Origin of the sequence: Maricaulis sp. (assembly GCF_034670125.1) — a bacterium.
Lineage (GTDB): Bacteria > Pseudomonadota > Alphaproteobacteria > Caulobacterales > Maricaulaceae > Maricaulis.
This window is the reverse complement of sequence record NZ_JAXMOC010000004.1, coordinates 1-17,627: the sequence shown is the minus strand read 5'-3', so window position 1 is coordinate 17,627 and position 17,627 is coordinate 1. Positions and strand designations below refer to the sequence as shown.

Below are 17,627 nucleotides of genomic sequence, written 5' to 3'. Positions count from 1 at the left end.
CAGGCTGGACACTTCGTCCCAGCCATCCAGAATGAGGCGGCGCGGATCCATCCGCGCCGCCTTTTTCGTGACTTTCGCCGGGAGCGCGCCTGTTGAACGACTACATGATCGGCTATGGCAGCCTGCTCAGCGATTACAGCCGCCGAACCTATTCCGGCATAGAGACCGTGGCACGTCCGGTCCTTGCGAGCGGATGGCGGCGTGGCTGGACGGTGCGCTATGGCGACGAGGCGGCGACCTATGCCGGCGTGCGCCCCTCGGCCGGCCCCAGCCTGCACGCGGCGCTTGTTCCCACCGCGATCACCCCTGAACTGCGTCACCGCGAACGCGGTTATGTCTTCACGGAAGTGGACCCGGCGCGGGTACACCCGGATGGTGAAGACCGCTCAGCCCTGCCGGTCGGGCGTTACTGGATTGTGGTCAATCGCGAACAGGTGCGGGCCGATGACGCCCATCCGATTCCGCAGACCTATGTCGACACCTGCCTGACAGGCTGCCTTGAAACTGGCGGCGAGGCACGGGCGCGCGACTTCGTCACCGCAACCGAGCTCTGGGACGCGCCGTGGATCAATGACCGCGACAGCCCGTCTCCGCTCTATCCACGCCGCGCTCCGGCCAACGCGGATGAGCGCGCGACCATTGACCGGATCCTGGCGGATTGCGGCGTATTGCGCTATCGGCGCCCGGGATGAGCCCCCTGCGTCAGCTTTCCAGCAACTGAACGTCAACGGGATGCAGGTCCGGGTCCTGGAAGACGCGAACCAGGTCCCGCGCTTCCCGGAAGGGCGTTTCGTAGCGCTCGGACTCATCGCCGCCAGCCCCCCCGGCATGACAGTCCGGCCCGGCCTCGCCGCCATCCAGCAGGCTGTCAGGCCAGCCGGTCTCCTCGCCGACCGGGTCTCCGGCCCAACGCCAGCTACCGGTCCGGGCGTCGCGGTCATAGAAACCGGAGAACAGCCCGGCGTGGTCGGCCAGGAAACAGACGGCGTCAATCAGATAGTCGATCTCGTCGTCGGACATGACCCAGTGCAGACTGACCCGACACCAGCCCGGGCGGGCACCGACATCGCCGTCCAGCACACGAGACCGGATTGAACGGGTGGAATCGGCATCGATCCCGAGCAGGTGATGTCCATAGGGTCCGGCACAGGAACAGCCGGCGCGGGACTGGATACCGAACAGGTCATTGAGCAACAGCGTGACCAGTCTTGGCTCAACCACCGCGCCATCGGCCTTGCGCAGGTTGAAGGCAACAATCCCCAGCCGCCGCGACGGTGCCTGCGGACCCAGAACTTCAATCCGCGGATGCTGGCACCAGCGCTGGAAAGCGCGCTCGAGCGCGCCGTGCTCGCGCTCTCCAATCACCTCGGGTCCGATTTCGCTCTGGACCTGCAAGGCCAGGGCGGCGCGAACCAGCTGCGGCAGCCCCGGCGTGCCGGCCCGTTCCCGTGCTTCTATGCCCTCGAGAAAGTCATGCCCGTCCTGCCAGACATAGCGGACCGTGCCGCCGGCACTCTGGGTGGGCGCGAGGTCGCGGCGATAGAGACGGTCGTTGAAGACGAGTATCCCGCAAGACCCCGGACCGCCGATGAATTTGTGGGGCGAGAAATAGACCGCATCGATCGCGCTCGCCGGATCCTGATCCGGATGCATGTCGATGCGCTGGTAGGGCGCGCTCGCCGCACAATCGAGGCACAGGATGGCCCCGTGTGCGTGCAGGCGATGCGCGAGGCTGACAATGTCGGTTCGAATGCCGGTCACGTTTGAGGCGGCCGAGAAGGCGCCAATCTTGCGCCAGCCCTCAAAGCGAGGCTCGGACAGTGCTGCTTCAAGCGCGCGCAGATCAATCCCGCCGGTCGCATCAAGCGGGATCGAGACCACTTCGGCGAGACTGTCGCGCCAGCTCAGCTCGTTGGAGTGGTGCTCATAGGGTCCGACAAACACGACCGTCCTCACGGCCGCGCCCGGTGCCACACCCAGCGCATCGCGGCTGGCCGGCGCAACGGCGAGCCCGAGGATCTCCTGAAGCTTGTGGATCGCTCCCGTCGCGCCGGCGGCACAAGGCAACAGGCAATCGCCGGGACCGGCATTGACGGCCTTGCGTATGACGGCTTCGGCATCGCGCATCCAGCGATTGCTCGCACGCCCGGTGGCACTGTCCTCACTGTGCGGATTGGCATAATCCAGCATCAGCTTGTCAATCTGACGCTCGATCTGCCGCAAGGCCCGGCCCGACGCCGTATAATCGGCATAAAGAAAGGGCTTCAGCCCGAACGGTGTCGCCAGCATCCGGTTGGCGCCGATCAGCCCGTCACGGACAGCGGCCAGGCAGTCGGCATGATTGGGTCTGGCGGACATGGTCACCTCGCATCAATATCGCGGCATGAAACCATCTTTGACGCGGCGATTTTCACCAAATCTCGGCTGTGGTACGGTTCAGGTGTAGGGATAATCACCAAGAAGGGGCAGATTCATGGTTCTGGACGAACATGATCGACGCCTGTTGCGGGCCGTGCAAAAGGATTCTGACCGGACGGTGCAGGAACTGGCCGACCTGATCGGCCTTAGCGCCACCCCGACGGCGCGCCGTCTGAAGCGCCTCGCCGAGGCGGGCATCATCCGCAAGCACGTTGCCTTGTTGGACCCGGAAGCCCTGGACCTGCAGGCCACGCTCTTCGTCACCGTGCGCACCAGCCATCACGACGCGGAATGGCTGAAACGCTTCGCCGACGGGGTCGCGCGTATGCCCGAAGTCGTCGAATTCTACCGCCTCAGCGGTGATATCGACTATCTGATCAAGCTGTGCCTGCCCGATGTCCGCGCCTATGACGAAGCCTACAAGAAGCTGATCGCCATTGCGCCGCTGTCCGATGTCAGCGCCAGTTTCGCCATGGAAGCAATCAAGAACACCACGGAATTGCCGGTCTGATGTGACAGACCTTGCATGGCTGACAGCTCTGCATGAAATTGGCCGGCAGCAATCGCCCGGCACGCCACGACCGCGACCCGCCGCTCTTCTTTCGCCTCCTGCCGACGAGCCAAAATGACCCGCCCCCAAACCCTCGCCTCCGGAACCGACAGCTATCGCAATGTCGCGGCCATCGTCATTGCCCTTGCCATCCTGCAAATGGCGACCGGGGCACTGTCCGTGGTCGGTCCGCTGACGCTGGTTTCCCAGGGCGCCGCGCCGCTCAAGATCGGGGCGATCGTATCGGCCTACGCACTTGGCTTCATGCTGGGAGCCCGGCTGGCACCGCGCGAAATCATGCAGATCGGCCATATCCGGGCCATCGCCGGTTTCGCGGCGGCCGCCTCCTTGGGGGCGGCGGCACTGTACATCAGCGGCGCGATGGCCTGGTGGATGCTGGTTCAGTTCATCATCGGTGTCTCGGTCGCCGGCTTCCTGGCCTCGGGCGAGAGCTGGATCGCCGACGCCGCGCCGAGCCAGAGCCGCGGCGCCATCCTTGGCTTCTATCTTGTCACATCCAAGCTTGGCTTCATGGCCGGTCCCTTCCTGGTGGCCGGCGCACCGGCGGGCACCGCGACCGGCTTCCTGATCGTCGCCGCCCTTCTGACAGCAAGCCTCATTCCGGTCTGCGCCACCCGCCGCGCCGAACCCGCAGCGCCGACGACGACCCCGTTCAGCCCGTTGAAAATCTGGAAAATCGCTCCATCGGCGATTATCGCGGCCTTGATCTCCGGCATGGTTTCCGGCGCCGTGCTCCAACTCTACGCCGTCTATATCCAGGACTTCGCCGCCAGCAGCGTCACGCAGACGGCCGCCCTGTTCAACGCGGCCATGATTGGTGGATCGGTCATCGCAACCTGGCCCGCAGGCATGCTTTCGGACCGCGTGGACCGCCGCCTGGTGATTGCCGGCCTGGCGTTCACGGCGGGTGCGGCGGCCCTGGTCATGGCCCTGTTCAGCGGCATTCTGCCCCCCATCGCGATTTTCGCCATCGCTGCCATCTGGGGTGCCGGCGCGCTGTCCTATTACGGTGTCGCTGTCGCCCATGCCGCCGACCGGGCTCCGGAAGGCCAGGCGACCAGCATGATGTCCGGCATCCTGATGGTCTGGGCCCTGGGCTCGATGATCGGACCGCTAGCCGCCAGTACCGTCATGAGCTTCATTGGCCCGGCCGGGCTGTTCCTGTTTGCTGCGGTCGCGCTGTTCAGCCTGACCGGCATGATGCTTGTGCGCCGCACTGGAACGGCCCCGGTCCGGGATGAGGACAAGTCGGATTTCGAACCAACGGCGACGACCTCGGTCTCTGTTGTCGAGTTGATGGAACATGCCGACGAGGACAGCGCAGACCCCGACGACGGGTTCGACAGCGGATTCGACGATTCGAGCTGGCGCGACTGAACCCGGACAAGTTCTCTCGGGACCTTGGCTGCAGTCCGCAAACTCACCAGCGACGCTGTCCACCCGACCAACAGGGCCAAACTGCACAAATCAGTATTTGAGCAAAAATGCCTTCACATGGCATCCGCACCGGCCAAGCCCAACTTGTTAAACAGAATATTGCCTATACTCTTCGTCCGAATATTTCCGTCTCGGCCGTAGATATATTTTAATAACACAAGGCGGACTTGATTCTCCGCCTGCGATCATTATTCGTCTACCTGATAATTCTTAGGCGCCGGATGAACTGCGCCCGCAAAATGGAGAATACCCGCTTGATGAAACATGGTCCCCGTCCGAGCCGCGTTGCTGCATTTGTCGCCGAGTCCGTCAATGTCCAGCAATTGCAAACCGCCAATGACGCGCTTGCCCGCCACAACCGGCGCGCCGTCCTGGTCTCCGGTCAGCAGGCCCTGTTGCGCGGAAAGAATGGTGGAACGGAGATCAATTTTGCCGTGGCGGAAACCGTCGCCGACATCGATGAGAGCCAGTATGACGCACTGGTGCTGCTCGAAGATGCTGCGACCCAGGCGGAGAGTGCCACGGCACTGGCCAAGCTTTTTGCAAGCAAGGGCAAGCCGGTAATCGCGCTCTCCGGAAGCGCGTCGATCATCGCCACGCTTGCCGGTACAGATACGCCGTCGCAGGCAACGTCAGCCGCCCTGATTGACGGCCATCTCTACGCCAGTGACGAAGCCGATTGTGAGTGGAAGATCATCGACGCCGTGATCGGCCGCCTGCAACGCGAAGCCGCACCGGCCGCCTGATCCTGACGGTCAGTCAAATCTGAAGAGGGCCGGGCGCAATTGTCCGGCCCTTTTTGTGAGCCTTCCAGGAAAGGCACCGCTCCCGGCACCGAAATTGGCATCAGGCTCGGATCGAGCCGAACGGGAACAAAGAGAAAAATGGCGCGCTTCAGAAGCGCCAATTCGAACCCAATGGGTTCGCAAGCGCGACCGCGCGTCGGCCGGTCAGGCCGCCCCATCGGAGACGTCCGCGCAGCGGACTGTCGCGAGATAAGAAAAATGGCGCACCGGGGAGGATTCGAACCCCCGACCCCTAGATTCGTAGTCTAGTGCTCTATCCAACTGAGCTACCGGTGCAGGCCGTATGGCTCCAGGGTCTTGGCCCCGAAGAGGCGCGGAACCTAGCCCCGGCCTTTGGCGATGGCAAGTCCCGGATGACGGCAATTGCACCCGCTTGTGCAGCGCGCCTCAACGACCTGCCTGGCGGGCCGCGTGAACGCCGCGGGCGACAGCCCGGGCGAGACAGTCGGCTGCGGCGGATCCGAGTCGGGCGAGACGGGCTTCACCGCCCTCGCCCAGAGGCTGCGCCCCCGTCGAGATCGCGAAAACGACATCCCCGTCAAACGGGGTGTGGACCGGCCGGATTGCACGGGCCAGCCCGTCCTGGGCCATGATGGCGAGACGTTTGGCCTGGGCCCGCGTCAGGGCGATATCGGTTGCGACAACGGCGATCGTCGTGTTCTCCCGAGGTCCGGGCTGCATCTTCGCCGCACCCCAGTCCTCCGGGGCGGGTCGCCAGTCCGGGGCCGGGCGTCCGCCACCAAATTCGCCATCGATTTCATGGGGCCAGGCCCAGTAGACATCGTCATCGCCCGGCAGGGTGACCGAGCCGAAACTGTTGACGCAGACCAAAGCCGCGACACGCCCGCCATCGCCGGACAGCTCCAGGCTCGCCGTGCCGGTGCCACCGGCATGGAGACCTGCGCGAGCACCATGACCGGCGCCGAACGCCCCCAGCTCGACCGTATCGGTAACGGCGGCCAGCGCAGCCTTGCCAAGGGCCCGGTAGGGAGGCTCCTCGCCCCAGGCCTTGTCGCCACCATTGGCCAAGTCATAGAGAATGGCCGACGGCACGACCGGGGATCTCGGAACGCCGGGCATGTCGAACAGGGCGAACCCGTCACCGCGCGCGCCCAGCGCCGCCGCGACACCGTCCGCTGCCGCCAGCCCGTAGGACGAGCCTCCGGACAGGACGATTGCATCGACTGCGTCGACCAGGGTGTGGCTGGCCAGCGCATCGGTCTCTCGCGTACCGGGTCCGCCACCGCGGACATCAACCGCACAAACGGCCCGTTCGTCCGGCAGGATGACGGTCACGCCGGTCCGCACGACGGCGTCGTGGACCTGGCCGACCCGCAGGCCGGCAATATCGGTGAGGCTGTTTCGCGGTGCTGGCATTGACATGACCGACCTCTTATCTGTCACTTCACGGTCCAGTCTGACCGGACATTGCTGAGGGGCAAGTTAGATGCTGCGTTTCCTGTTCGCCACCACCGCGCTCGCCGGCGGCCTGTTTCTCGCCAGTTGCTCGAACGCGCAGGAGACTCCCGACGACGCCGTTGCCGGTCCAGCCATGGTGGCGGCTGCCAATCCGCACGCGGTCGAAGCCGGGCTGGAGGCGCTGCGGGCTGGCGGCGATGCCATCGATGCGGCCATCGCCGTACAAAGCGTTCTGGGACTGGTGGAGCCACAGAGTTCTGGCCTCGGCGGCGGCGCCTTCCTTTTGTATTTTGATGCCCAGACCGGTGACCTGACTGTTTATGATGGTCGCGAGACCGCCCCGGCCAGCGCCACGTCGGCCCTTTTTCTCGATGCAAACGGCCAAGCGCTGGGCTTTGGCGAATCGGTTTTCTCCGGGCATTCCATCGGAGTCCCCGGGGCTGTCGCCATGCTGGCCATGGCCCATGCCGATCACGGGGCGCTGGACTGGGCGGACGGATTTGACGCCGCGACCGGACTTGCCCAGGACGGGTTCGAGATCTCGCCGCGACTGGCCCGGTTCATTGCCGGCATGGCGCCGCGAGGACCGCTGGATGAATGGCCGGCGTCCCGCGCCTATTTCTTTACCGATGACGGCACCCCCCTGCCCGCCGGCCATCGGCTGCGCAATCCGGCCTATGCCGATAGCACACGGGCGCTCGCCGCCGACTGGCGGGCGCTCTACGAGGGTCCGCTGGCCGCCGCGATCATCGCCGCGGTGCAGGACGAACCGCGACCGGGCGGCCTCACCCTGACCGATCTGGCCACCTATCAAGCGGTGCGCCGTGATGCACTCTGCCGTGACTATCGCGAATGGACGGTTTGCAGTGCGCCGCCCCCCTCATCGGGCGGGGTGACGGTCAACGAGATACTCGGCTTGCTGGAACCCTATGACATGTCGGCGACCGGACCGGAGACACTGGAAGGCTGGCGCCGTTTCATCGAAGCCAGCCGCCTCGCCTATGCCGACCGCGACGCTTATGTCGCCGATGCGGATTTCGTGACCGTTCCGGTCGAAGGCCTGCTCGACGCGGACTACATCGCCGAGCGGTCTCGCAGCATCCAGCGCACCACCGCCCTGCCGACAGCAACCCCGGGCATCCCGGACGGGATTGACGCACCCGGCGCCGATGCGACCCCGGACTCGCCCGGAACCAGCCACTTCGTGATCGTCGACAGCGATGGCGATGTGGTCTCGATGACTACCACGGTGGAAAGCGTATTTGGCAGCCACCGCATGGCCGGGGGCTTCTTCCTCAACAACCAGCTGACCGATTTTTCACGCACGCCAACGGACGCCAATGGCGCCCTCGTGCCGAACGCACCGGCAGGTGGCAAGCGACCGCGCTCGTCCATGTCACCGACCATCGTCTTCGACCGGGATGGAGAATTCGTACTGGCGACCGGCTCGCCCGGCGGCTCTTCAATCATCGCCTACACGGCCAAGACGCTGGTCGCGATGCTGGATTGGGGCCTTACGCCCCAGCAGGCCATCGAGCTGCCGAACGTGGTGGCGCGCGGCGATGTGGTTCGGGTGGAGGATGGCATGGATCCGGCAATCCTGGCCGGGCTTTCCGGCCTCGGCTTCACGCTCGATGCCAATCGGGGTGAGAATTCCGGATTACATATCGTCCGCAGGCTGGAGGACGGGACCCTGATCGGCGGCGCCGACCCGCGCCGGGAAGGTCAGGCGCGTCAGCCCTGAGCCGCGGCCGGCAGTCTCACGGAAAAGATGGTTCCGGCCGCACCGGTCGAGACCAGGTCCACATCACCGCCATGGGCGCGCGCGAGCTCGCGGGCGATCGACAGACCAAGACCGGTGCCGCCGCGCCGGGTCGAACCGCTGAATGCCTGGAACAAGCGCTCACGGGCCTTGGCCGGCACGCCCGGCCCGGTATCGGATATCTCCAGCCAGACCTCGCCAGCACCTTGTCCGGAACCGGCGCCGACCGGGGGGACCGGCGTGGCCCGAGCGGTCAGGCGACGCTCGCCCTCTATCACCTGCATCGCCTGGATCGCATTGCGGCACAGGTTGAGCAGCAGGCGATGGGCCTGGTCCGGGTCCGCATCAATGCGGATGTCCGCGCCGACCTCATTGCTCCAGATCACCTCTCCCTCTGCGAGGATCGCATCACCGGCGACCTCGTCGAGCAGGGTCTGCAGGTTGATCGGCTGGCGGACCGGAGCGCTTTCCTCGGCGCGACCGAACTGAAGTGTCGCCTCACACAGGCGCACCCCGCGATCAACGGCCCGAACCAGGCGCTCCCCCATGCCCCGCACCCTGTCATCATCGTCCATCGCCAACCGGTCTGAGACGAGCTGGGCGCTGGCGAGCACATTGCGCAGGTCGTGATTGATCCGGGCGACCGCCCCGCCCAGCGCCGCCAGCCGCTCGCGCTGCAGCAGGGCCTGGCGCACATCGGCCTGCATGCGGGCCAGCTCGTGCTCGGCCTGGCCAATCTCGTTGCGCGCTGCCCCGGGCCGGATCATGCGGGCCGGATCCGCCGGATCTTCCCGGAAATGGGTCATCGCGCCGGCCAGCCGCCGCATCGGTCGGACGAACAGGAAGAACAAGGCGCAGTACAGGACCGCACCGACCACGATTGCGGCGATGCTGGCATAGAGCAGCAGGCGGCGGGAAAAACTCCGGAGTGCTTCGTGCAGCGGCCCTTCGCGGACGATCACGTCGATCAACTCGCCGGGCGCCCCGGCCGGATGGGCGCGGATCCGCAACAGCCGGTTGTCCGACGCGTTCAGCGTATCCACCGTGTCCCGGATATGGGTCAGCCAGGTCGCCGAACGCAGGTCGCTTTCAACCAGCCCCTCACCGATCGGGCCGGAATACAGCACAAGCTCGTTCATGCCATCGCGTACACGGGCCACTGCGACGGCGTCAGCGCCCATCAGGAGGGCACGGACCTCTTCCTCCCCCAATGCCCCTCCGCGGGCGACATCGGCCGCCAGGGCCGCCAGGTGCGCCGCCTCAGCCCGGTCGGTCATCCATTGCAGGCGGAAACTCGCAGCCGCCGGGAAATAGACAAGGACGAGGCCGACGGCCATCAGCGACAGGGTCACTATCAATAATTGCGCCCGCAAATTGGCGAGCGCGCCCGCCAGCGGCGCGTTGACAGGACGATGGGCATCATCGTCAGAAGGAGACGGGTCGGTCGACATGGATGATCGCGGATAGCCTAGCCGGACTTGCCCGACAAGGCTCGCGCTTTTGCCCGTCGGGCCCGTCGCCGCATGACAAGCGGAGCCACGGCGAGCGGCACGATCATGACAAGCGGGATGAGTACGGCCGGTTGCATCAACGCCTCCAGCCCCGGCAGGCGGTCCATCTCGGACAGCGAGCCGATGCCGGCGCCAAAACCGGCATAGAGAATGATCGACGGAAGGGACCCGATCATCGTGCCCGCCACAAAGGCCCACAGGCGCACGGTCGACAGCCCGGCCGCCACGTTTACACCGAAATAGGGCAGCGGCAGCAATCTCAGCAAGATCACATAGCTCAGCTGGTCGCGCTCGAACCCCGCGGCGATCCTTCTATAGCGCGCCCGCAGCCGGGATCGCCGGTCCTCGCCAGCAAAGAAGCGGACCAGCAGCACTGTATTCACCGCACCCAGGGTCAGACCCGCCAGAGAGACGGGAACCGCCCAGACCGGCCCGAGCAGAAACCCTGCCCCGATTGTCAGCCACAGCGCGCCGGGAAGGGCGAGACTGGCGAGCCCGACATAGACCAGCGTGTAGAACAGCGCCGCCAACAGCATGTTTTGGCGGGTCACGTCACGGGTCAGGCCGCCACTGTCGCGCAGCCAGGTGAGAACCTCCTGCGGTCCGGTCCCGGTCAGCAGCAAAGCCGCGAGAAAACACAGCAGGACCAGGGCCACGACCGGGCGCAGCCAGCGGGGCGTGCTTTTCGGTCCGTCAGACGGGTCCGGAGGTGGTTGGTTTGCGACGTCCGGCATGTCATTCTCCTGCGCTACAGGGGGCATGAACGCTTGACGCCGCCGCTTCAAGCGCGTAATTGCCGCCGCTCTCGAATTGAACGCCGATGGAGCGCGACCGTGAAACGTACTTTTCAGCCGTCAAAGATCGTCCGCAAGCGCCGGCACGGCTTCCGTGCGCGTATGGCGACGAAATCCGGACGTATTATCCTGGCTCGTCGCCGGGCCAAGGGCCGCAAGCGTCTGTCCGCCTAAGGACGATGTCAACGCCGCTTCCTGCCGTCAAACGGTTGAAAACGCGGCGTGAATTTTTGCAAGCCGCAAAAGGTAGAAAAGCCGTCCGGTCGGGCGTGGTCATTCAGGCCCGCTCGCGAGACGGCTCTTTGCTTTTGGGGGCGGACGAATTGCCGACCGGACATATCGGCGCCGGCTTCACCGCGACCCGCAAGATCGGCGGTGCCGTCGTCCGCAATCGGGCCAAGCGCCGTTTGCGGGAGATTGCCCGGCTGCTTCTCCCCCTCCACGGACAGCCCGGCATTGACTATGTATTCATCGCACGCGCGACAACGCCCGCCCGGGATTGGTCACGCTTGGTGGGGGATGTCGAAAGCGCCTTGGTGAGTCTTGCAAGCGGCAGGACTTCGGGTGATCGCGAACATAAAGCGCAAGAGGCCTGAGTTTTCATGGGCGAAGATCAACGCAACCTGTTTATCGCACTGGGACTGATCCTGGTGATCCTGACCGGATACCAGATGTTCGTCATGGGCCCGGCCGAAGAAGAGCGCCGCGCCGAGCAGGCCGCCATCGAGGCCGCGCAGGAGATTGCGGACCCCGATCTGCCCGCCTCCTCGCTCGAACCGGCTGCTGCGACCACCGTTGATCGTGAGACGGCCCTTGGCGGCAACCAGCGCGTCACCATCGACGCCCCGGCTGTTCTGGGCTCCTTGTCGCTCACCGGCGCCCGCCTCGACGACATCCGCCTGCGTCGCCACACCGAAACCATCGACGATGATACGCCGATCGCCCTGCTCAATCCGATCGGCAGCGACCATGTCTTCTACGCCCGCGACGGCTGGACATCGGCAACCTCCGGATTCACCGACCTTCCGGGTGGATCGACCGAGTGGACGCTGGCTTCGGGCTCGACCCTGACGCCGGACACGCCGGTCACCCTGACCTATGACAGCCCGTCCGGCCTGCATTTCGAGCGCGTTATATCGGTCGATGAGAACTACCTTTTTACCCTCGATGACACGGTTACCAACAATTCCGGCCAGGAAGTCGAGCTGTCCCGCTACGGCCTGGTGCGTCATGAGGGACGCCCGGCTGAAGAAACCAAGAACATGGCCATCTTTGAAGGCGCGTTGGCGGTTGTCGACGGTGCCATGGTGCGCAGCAGTTTCGGCAAGCTGGAAGACGGCAACCAGACTGAAGACAGCGGCACCGGCGGCTGGGTCGGCATTACCCAACGCTACTGGATGGCCGCAGCCGTCCCCGACCAGGACCGGCCTTTCACCGCCCGCTTCCGCACCATCGAACGCGGCGAGATCGACGCCTTCGAGGCCAGCTATGTCGAACAGGCCATTGCGGTTCCGGCTGGCGAGAGCCTGACCTCCACCACCCGGATTTTTGCCGGCGCCAAGGAACTGGACGTGCTGCAACAGGTCCAGAACGAGGTCGGCATCGAGCGTTTCGACATGGCCATCAACTGGGGCTGGCTGTGGTTCCTCACCCGCCCCTTCGTGTGGCTGCTGACCATGCTGGAAGGCGCCCTGGGACAGTTCGGTCTCGCCATCCTGGCGCTGACGCTGATGGTCAAGATCGTGATGTTCCCGCTGGCCAACCGCGCCTACGCCTCGATGGCGAAGATGAAGGCGGTCCAGCCGAAAATGGCCGAGATCAAGGAACGCTACGGCGCCGATCAGCAAAAGCAGCAACAAGCGCTGATGGAGCTGTACAAGACCGAGAAGATCAACCCGCTGGCCGGTTGTCTGCCGATCCTGCCGCAGATCCCGATCTTCTTCGCGCTCTACCAGACCCTGTTCAATGCCATCGAAATGCGCCATGCGCCCTTCTTCGGCTGGATCCGCGACCTGTCCGCAGCCGATCCGACCAATATCTGGAACCTGTTCGGTCTGATCCCCTACGACCCGTCCGGCATCTGGCTGATCGGCGGCATTCTCGGCATCGGCGCCTGGCCCATCATCATGGGCGTCACCATGGCCGCGCAGCAGGCGCTCAACCCGCCGCCACCGGACCCGATGCAGGCGCGCATCTTCGCCTTCCTGCCGATCGTCTTCACCTTCATCCTGGCCCCGTTCGCGGCCGGCCTGGTGATTTACTGGGCCTGGAACAACTTCCTCTCCGTGCTGCAGCAATACATCATCATGCGTCGCCACGGGAACGAGACCCAGGTCGACAAGCTGATTGCCCGACTGATGAAGCGGGATAGCGGAGACTGACCCTGACCGACGGTAGCGACGACCTCGACATCGGCCTCGGGCGGCGCTTCTTCTCGCGCCCCTGCACCTTCCTGATGGGAGCGGTGGCGCTGGATCATCTGCCCGATCCGGACCGGCTCGAGATCGCTTTTGCCGGTCGGTCGAATGTCGGCAAGTCATCGCTGATCAATGCCCTGACCAACCAGAAGGGTCTGGCCCGCGCCTCCGGTGAGCCGGGACGCACGCGCGAGCTGAATTTCTTCAATGTCGAAGGCGGTGACCTGCGCATTGTCGACCTGCCCGGCTATGGCTATGCGAAAGCTCCCAAGCCGGTGGTCGAGAAATGGACCCGCCTGACCAAGGCTTTCCTGCGTGGCCGGGTCAATCTCAAGCGGGTCTATCTGCTCATCGACAGTCGCCACGGCCTGAAAGATGTCGACCTGAAGATCATGGATGTCTTCGACGAAGCCGCCGTGAGCTATCAGGTCGTGCTGACCAAGACCGACAAGATCAAGCCACCGGCCGTCAAACGCCTGATCGCCGAGACCGGCGAGAAGATCGCCAGGCGTCCGGCCGCCTTCCCGCGCGTCATCGCTACCTCCAGCGCCAAGCAGGACGGGGTCGACCAGCTGCGGGCGGAGATTGTCGCCCTCCTGCCCGACATGGGATGACGGGGCATGTTGTGTCGTCTTGCCCTGGCCGCCCTGGCCCTGCCCGCCCTGCTCCTGGTCACCACATCGCGCGCTGACGCGGCGGAGCTCTGCAACGAAACCAGCTATATCGTCCAGACCGCCGCTGGCTGGCCGGTCGAGGGCGGGGTCGCCATCGAGGGCTGGTTACGGCTGCGCCCGGGCGATTGCGCGACAGTCGCCACCGATGTCGATCTGAACGGCGACCAGCCGATTTTCTATTACGCCAAATCCTCGATCGCCTATCTGGGCGGCGTACGCGAATGGCGCGGCACCATCCCTCTGTGCGTCGACGAAGCGGACTTCGAGGTTGTTGCCAACACACGATGTTCGTCGCTGGGCATGGCATCGCGCGACTTTTTCATCCGCGAGGGTGATGAGCGCGAACGCACGGTATTGGTCGAGCCGGTTAACTTCGCCAGCCGCGCCACCGTCGCCGGGATCCAGCGCCTGCTCCAGTCAAGCGGCTACCCGGTCACGGCCGTGGACGGGCTGGACGGACGCTCGACCCGGCTCGCCGTGAACAATTTCCTGCGCGATGCGGGCCTGTCGAGCCGCCCGGATGATGACGCGCTCATTGATGCACTTGAAGCCCGCGCGCTCAGCCGCAATGCGGCCAGCGGACTGACCATGTGCAATGAGGCTGACGGCGACATCGCGGTCGCTATCGGCCACCAGGTCGGGTCGATCTGGCAGTCGCGCGGCTGGTGGCGGATTCACGCCGGCGAATGCGCCCGGGTCCTGGCCACGCGCCTCGCGACCAACAATGCATTCTACTACGCCGAGCGGATCAACACCGGAAGCCGCCGCGGCCTGCTTTCTGGCAATGAAAGCTTCTGCGTCGCGCCGGCCCGCTTCGTCGCCGAGGGTCGCAGCAATTGCGCCGACCGGGGCTATACCGCAGCCGACTTCCGCCGCATCACCGAGCCGAGCGAGGGTGGGGTCCGCATCACGCTCGACGAAGGCGATTTCCGGAGGCCGTGACATGACGGACGATCGCGCTGACAGCCGCGCCGACATGCGCCACATCACCCACTGGGTGTTTGACCTGGACGATACGCTGTACCCGTCCGATGCGCCTATCATGGCTCAGGTCGAGCGACGCATGACCCAGTATGTCGCCCGTCTGATGGACCTGCCCGAGACTGAGGCGAAGGTGGTGCAGAAATCCTATTGGCGCGACTATGGCACGACGCTGAACGGGCTGATGGCCAACCACACGATCGACGTCCATGAATTCCTCGACTTCGTGCATGATGTCGACGCCACGGTGATCAAGCCCGATCCGGACCTGGCCCGCCATATCGCGGCGCTGCCCGGCAAGCGACTGGTCTACACCAACGGCTCGCTGAAGCACGCCGAGAACATCCTCGATCACATGGGACTGACCCATCTGTTCAACGACATTTTCGACGTCGAGGCGTCCGGCTTCCAACCCAAGCCGCTGCAGGCCGGTTTTGACCGCTTTATCGGCCATCATGCCCTTCCGGCACACGAGGCGGTGTTCTTCGAGGACAGCCTGCGGAACCTGAAGACCGCGCACGCGATGGGGTTCACCACGGTGCTGGTTCGGGCAAAGGCCGGGACGCGCAGCGAAGATGTCGCCATGGCCGACGAACACCCCGACCACATCCACCACGCCATCGACTGCCTGCCGACCTTTCTCGGCGACGTGCGGGTCAGGGAGAGCTGACCGGGCCGGGGTCTCTCCAGCCGTTGGGCCACCCGGCACCCGGCAGCGCACGGATCCCGGCGGCGTTCGTCGCCTAACGAAAACGTAAATTGTTCAAGCCACGCCAACGTGTTCGTGTCACCAATTCAGGTACGCGCGGAGACTGCAATGCTCAGGTCGTTTGTTATTGTTGGGGCGATGATTGCCGCGGCTACCGTCGCGGCCGTGTCGGCATCGGCATCGGACTCCGATGGGACAGATCGCGAGCGGCTGCACGACATCGCTGCGCAGGCCTATGACGGCGACCGTCCGGGTGCCAGCATCCTGGTCTTCCATGACGGCGAGGTCCTCCTGCACGAGGCCTTCGGCATGGCCAGCCTGGAACTCGACGTGCCGATGGCCACCGACCACCGCTTCCGGGTTGCCTCCGTCACCAAACAGTTCACCGGCGCCGCCGTGATGCGGCTGGTCGAGGACGGGGTGCTCGATCCGGACGCCGACATCCGCACCTATCTGCCCGATTTCCCGGACCACGGCGCCACCATCACGCTGCGCCATCTGCTCGGCCACACATCCGGCCTGTACAACTATACCAATCACGATGACTACGAAGCGATCAGCCATACCGATATCGACCTGGCCCGGACCCTGACCTATTTCCGGGACGAGACCCTGGACTTTCCCGTCGGCACCGACTGGTCCTATTCCAATTCCGGCTACGCCCTCGCCACCCTGATCATCGAGACGGTGACCGGCGACACATTCGCAAACTTCGTTGAAACCCGGCTGTTTGCGCCGGCGGGCATGTCCCGCTCGCAGCTGCAACGCCCGCACGCGGTCATGGCGGCATCGCCCAGCACCTATTGGCATAATGAAAACGGCTTCTATCCCGCGCCGCACGCCGGGATTTCCGGGCATGGCGATGGCGAAATCCATGCGACAACCGGCGATCTGCTGGCCTGGTACCAGGCGCTGTGGAGTGACCGGATCCTGAGCCCCGCCGCACGGCAGACCTTTCTCAGCTCCCAGACCCTGCCGGACGGGCGCGATACCCGCTATGGGATGGGCCTGTTCCACGGCCGGGTCGGCGAGTACAGCACCTATGAGCATGGCGGCAATGTCGGCGGTTGGCGTGCCTATGTCATCATGGTGCCCCAGACCGACACCTTCGTCGCCGTCCTCGCCAATGCCACCGATCGCGATGAGGGCACAATCGCCTCAAACCTGGTGAAAGCCGCGCTCGGGCTCGACCTGGCCGGGTCGTCCGACACAGCGGTCTCGCTCGATGTGGACAGCCTCGCCCGACTTGCCGGCCTCTACCGGCATGGCCCGGGCGATGAGCGCGTCATCCGCGTCAGCGACAACCGCCTCCAGTCCCGCCGCGGCGGCGGCACCTGGTACGACCTTACCGCCCTCACTGAAACCACCTTCGCCTTCGCCGAAGACGCCGACACCCGGATCACCTTCACCGAAGACGGCCTGCAGGTCAGCTATCGCTACGGCATGGACCATGTGGCGACACGGGTGGAAGAGGACACGCGGTAGGCGGCCAATGGGGACATGGGCTCCAGGGAACGCATGCACTCTCGTCTCCGCACGCGCCAGGCGCCGGAGGGATGGGAGGGAACGGGATGTCGGCCAATGCCGATAACCGGTTTGATTTGAAAAACGTGACATCGCCGACATCCCGCTCGCGGAGATTTCCCGGGCTGTCTCCACCCCGATTCCAATGCGCCAGGTACTGAGGGTCGGTCGTTTAGTGCCCCTGGACCTGATCGCACGCCCTGCCGGAGCATCGGGATGTCATCCCCGACACGCGGACAGGCTCCGCACGTCTCCGGGCACAAGTGACAGGGCCCGTGCCTCCCGTCCCGAAAACCAAGGCCATTATCGCCTGGTGGAAAGGAGGGAGGACAAGTTTTCGGAATTTTTTTCTGGGAAGAACTTTCCCTCTCCCCGGGGAGAGGGTCAGGGTGAGGGGTAAATCCCGGTGAAAGCAGGAAAATCCCCCCTCATCCGGCCTCCGGCCACCTTCTCCCAAGGGAGAAGGAAGGGGGTGCGTGGGCGGGGACAAGGCGCGTCTCCCCGGGAATTAGGGGGGACAGGTGTGAATTAGGGGGGACAGGTGTGAATTAGGGGGGACAGGTGTGAATTAGGGGGGACAGGTGTGAATTAGGGGGGACAGGTG

At 64.9% G+C, this 17,627-nt stretch carries 16 protein-coding genes and 1 tRNA gene; 12 read left to right on the top strand and 5 right to left on the bottom strand.

Annotated elements, in window-relative coordinates:
• The first annotated feature begins 92 nt into the window (after positions 1-92).
• Positions 93-692, top strand: coding sequence for a hypothetical protein (locus VOI18_RS08735; protein ID WP_323762016.1), 600 nt, complete (start codon positions 93-95; stop codon positions 690-692).
• 10 nt (positions 693-702) lie between these two features.
• Here VOI18_RS08735 and VOI18_RS08730 read toward each other — a convergent pair whose 3' ends face one another.
• Positions 703-2,358 (bottom strand): aminotransferase class V-fold PLP-dependent enzyme, encoded by a 1,656-nt coding sequence (locus tag VOI18_RS08730; protein ID WP_323762015.1) that lies wholly within the window; start codon positions 2,356-2,358, stop codon positions 703-705.
• 115 nt (positions 2,359-2,473) lie between these two features.
• Between VOI18_RS08730 and VOI18_RS08725 the strand changes: the two genes are divergently transcribed.
• The 3 genes from VOI18_RS08725 (at position 2,474) to VOI18_RS08715 (ending at position 5,172) form a co-directional block, all read left to right on the top strand.
• The gene (locus tag VOI18_RS08725; protein ID WP_323762014.1) at positions 2,474-2,929 is read left to right on the top strand and encodes an Lrp/AsnC family transcriptional regulator; all 456 of its coding nucleotides are present in this window, start codon (positions 2,474-2,476) and stop codon (positions 2,927-2,929) included.
• A gap of 114 nt (positions 2,930-3,043) precedes the next feature.
• On the top strand, positions 3,044-4,366 hold the full coding sequence (locus VOI18_RS08720) for an MFS transporter (protein ID WP_323762013.1): 1,323 nt from the start codon (positions 3,044-3,046) through the stop codon (positions 4,364-4,366).
• Positions 4,367-4,683: 317 nt separating this feature from the next.
• On the top strand, positions 4,684-5,172 hold the full coding sequence (locus VOI18_RS08715; protein ID WP_323762012.1) for a DJ-1/PfpI family protein: 489 nt from the start codon (positions 4,684-4,686) through the stop codon (positions 5,170-5,172).
• 259 nt (positions 5,173-5,431) lie between these two features.
• Here VOI18_RS08715 and VOI18_RS08710 read toward each other — a convergent pair.
• Both VOI18_RS08710 and VOI18_RS08705 read right to left on the bottom strand, forming a co-directional pair.
• Positions 5,432-5,508 (bottom strand) — tRNA-Arg (locus VOI18_RS08710).
• A gap of 111 nt (positions 5,509-5,619) precedes the next feature.
• Positions 5,620-6,615, bottom strand: a complete 996-nt coding sequence (locus VOI18_RS08705) for a P1 family peptidase (RefSeq protein WP_323762011.1) — start codon at positions 6,613-6,615, stop codon at positions 5,620-5,622.
• Positions 6,616-6,679: 64 nt separating this feature from the next.
• On the opposite strand from VOI18_RS08705, the gene ggt reads away from it, so the two are divergent.
• Positions 6,680-8,395 (top strand): gamma-glutamyltransferase, encoded by a 1,716-nt coding sequence (gene ggt / locus VOI18_RS08700; RefSeq protein WP_323762010.1) that lies wholly within the window; start codon positions 6,680-6,682, stop codon positions 8,393-8,395.
• Here the strand turns inward: ggt and VOI18_RS08695 are convergent.
• On the bottom strand, positions 8,386-9,864 hold the full coding sequence (locus tag VOI18_RS08695) for a HAMP domain-containing sensor histidine kinase (protein WP_323762009.1): 1,479 nt from the start codon (positions 9,862-9,864) through the stop codon (positions 8,386-8,388). The two genes, ggt and VOI18_RS08695, sit on opposite strands and share 10 nt — an antisense overlap.
• 17 nt (positions 9,865-9,881) lie before the next feature.
• Positions 9,882-10,658: a TVP38/TMEM64 family protein gene (locus VOI18_RS08690; RefSeq protein ID WP_323762008.1), complete on the bottom strand. Its 777-nt coding sequence runs from the start codon at positions 10,656-10,658 to the stop codon at positions 9,882-9,884.
• A 99-nt stretch (positions 10,659-10,757) separates the two neighbouring features.
• Between VOI18_RS08690 and rpmH the strand changes: the two genes are divergently transcribed.
• The 7 genes from rpmH (at position 10,758) to VOI18_RS08655 (ending at position 16,984) form a co-directional block, all read left to right on the top strand.
• Positions 10,758-10,892 carry a 50S ribosomal protein L34 gene (gene rpmH, locus VOI18_RS08685; protein ID WP_041636704.1) on the top strand — a complete coding sequence of 45 codons (135 nt, stop codon included), beginning with the start codon at positions 10,758-10,760 and terminating at the stop codon, positions 10,890-10,892.
• Positions 10,893-10,897: 5 nt separating this feature from the next.
• Positions 10,898-11,314, top strand: coding sequence for a ribonuclease P protein component (locus VOI18_RS08680; RefSeq protein WP_323762007.1), 417 nt, complete (start codon positions 10,898-10,900; stop codon positions 11,312-11,314).
• 6 nt (positions 11,315-11,320) lie between these two features.
• Positions 11,321-13,099, top strand: a complete 1,779-nt coding sequence (gene yidC / locus VOI18_RS08675) for a membrane protein insertase YidC (protein ID WP_323762006.1) — start codon at positions 11,321-11,323, stop codon at positions 13,097-13,099.
• A gap of 74 nt (positions 13,100-13,173) precedes the next feature.
• Positions 13,174-13,749 (top strand): ribosome biogenesis GTP-binding protein YihA/YsxC, encoded by a 576-nt coding sequence (gene yihA, locus VOI18_RS08670; RefSeq protein WP_323762005.1) that lies wholly within the window; start codon positions 13,174-13,176, stop codon positions 13,747-13,749.
• Between the two features lie 6 nt (positions 13,750-13,755).
• On the top strand, positions 13,756-14,751 hold the full coding sequence (locus tag VOI18_RS08665) for a DUF1036 domain-containing protein (RefSeq protein ID WP_323762004.1): 996 nt from the start codon (positions 13,756-13,758) through the stop codon (positions 14,749-14,751).
• 1 nt (position 14,752) lies between these two features.
• Positions 14,753-15,460: a pyrimidine 5'-nucleotidase gene (locus VOI18_RS08660; RefSeq protein WP_323762003.1), complete on the top strand. Its 708-nt coding sequence runs from the start codon at positions 14,753-14,755 to the stop codon at positions 15,458-15,460.
• 147 nt (positions 15,461-15,607) lie between these two features.
• The gene (locus VOI18_RS08655) at positions 15,608-16,984 is read left to right on the top strand and encodes a serine hydrolase domain-containing protein (protein ID WP_323762002.1); all 1,377 of its coding nucleotides are present in this window, start codon (positions 15,608-15,610) and stop codon (positions 16,982-16,984) included.
• Positions 16,985-17,627 lie beyond the last annotated feature (643 nt).

Coding starts and splice junctions, on each gene's coding strand:
- VOI18_RS08730 (WP_323762015.1), bottom strand. CDS start 2,358: ATGTCCGCCAGACCCAATCATGCCGACTGCCTGGCCGCTGTCCGTGAC.
- VOI18_RS08725 (WP_323762014.1), top strand. CDS start 2,474: ATGGTTCTGGACGAACATGATCGACGCCTGTTGCGGGCCGTGCAAAAG.
- VOI18_RS08720 (WP_323762013.1), top strand. CDS start 3,044: ATGACCCGCCCCCAAACCCTCGCCTCCGGAACCGACAGCTATCGCAAT.
- VOI18_RS08715 (WP_323762012.1), top strand. CDS start 4,684: ATGAAACATGGTCCCCGTCCGAGCCGCGTTGCTGCATTTGTCGCCGAG.
- VOI18_RS08705 (WP_323762011.1), bottom strand. CDS start 6,615: ATGTCAATGCCAGCACCGCGAAACAGCCTCACCGATATTGCCGGCCTG.
- ggt (WP_323762010.1), top strand. CDS start 6,680: ATGCTGCGTTTCCTGTTCGCCACCACCGCGCTCGCCGGCGGCCTGTTT.
- VOI18_RS08695 (WP_323762009.1), bottom strand. CDS start 9,864: ATGTCGACCGACCCGTCTCCTTCTGACGATGATGCCCATCGTCCTGTC.
- VOI18_RS08690 (WP_323762008.1), bottom strand. CDS start 10,658: ATGCCGGACGTCGCAAACCAACCACCTCCGGACCCGTCTGACGGACCG.
- VOI18_RS08680 (WP_323762007.1), top strand. CDS start 10,898: ATGTCAACGCCGCTTCCTGCCGTCAAACGGTTGAAAACGCGGCGTGAA.
- yidC (WP_323762006.1), top strand. CDS start 11,321: ATGGGCGAAGATCAACGCAACCTGTTTATCGCACTGGGACTGATCCTG.
- yihA (WP_323762005.1), top strand. CDS start 13,174: ATGGGAGCGGTGGCGCTGGATCATCTGCCCGATCCGGACCGGCTCGAG.
- VOI18_RS08665 (WP_323762004.1), top strand. CDS start 13,756: ATGTTGTGTCGTCTTGCCCTGGCCGCCCTGGCCCTGCCCGCCCTGCTC.
- VOI18_RS08660 (WP_323762003.1), top strand. CDS start 14,753: ATGACGGACGATCGCGCTGACAGCCGCGCCGACATGCGCCACATCACC.
- VOI18_RS08655 (WP_323762002.1), top strand. CDS start 15,608: ATGCTCAGGTCGTTTGTTATTGTTGGGGCGATGATTGCCGCGGCTACC.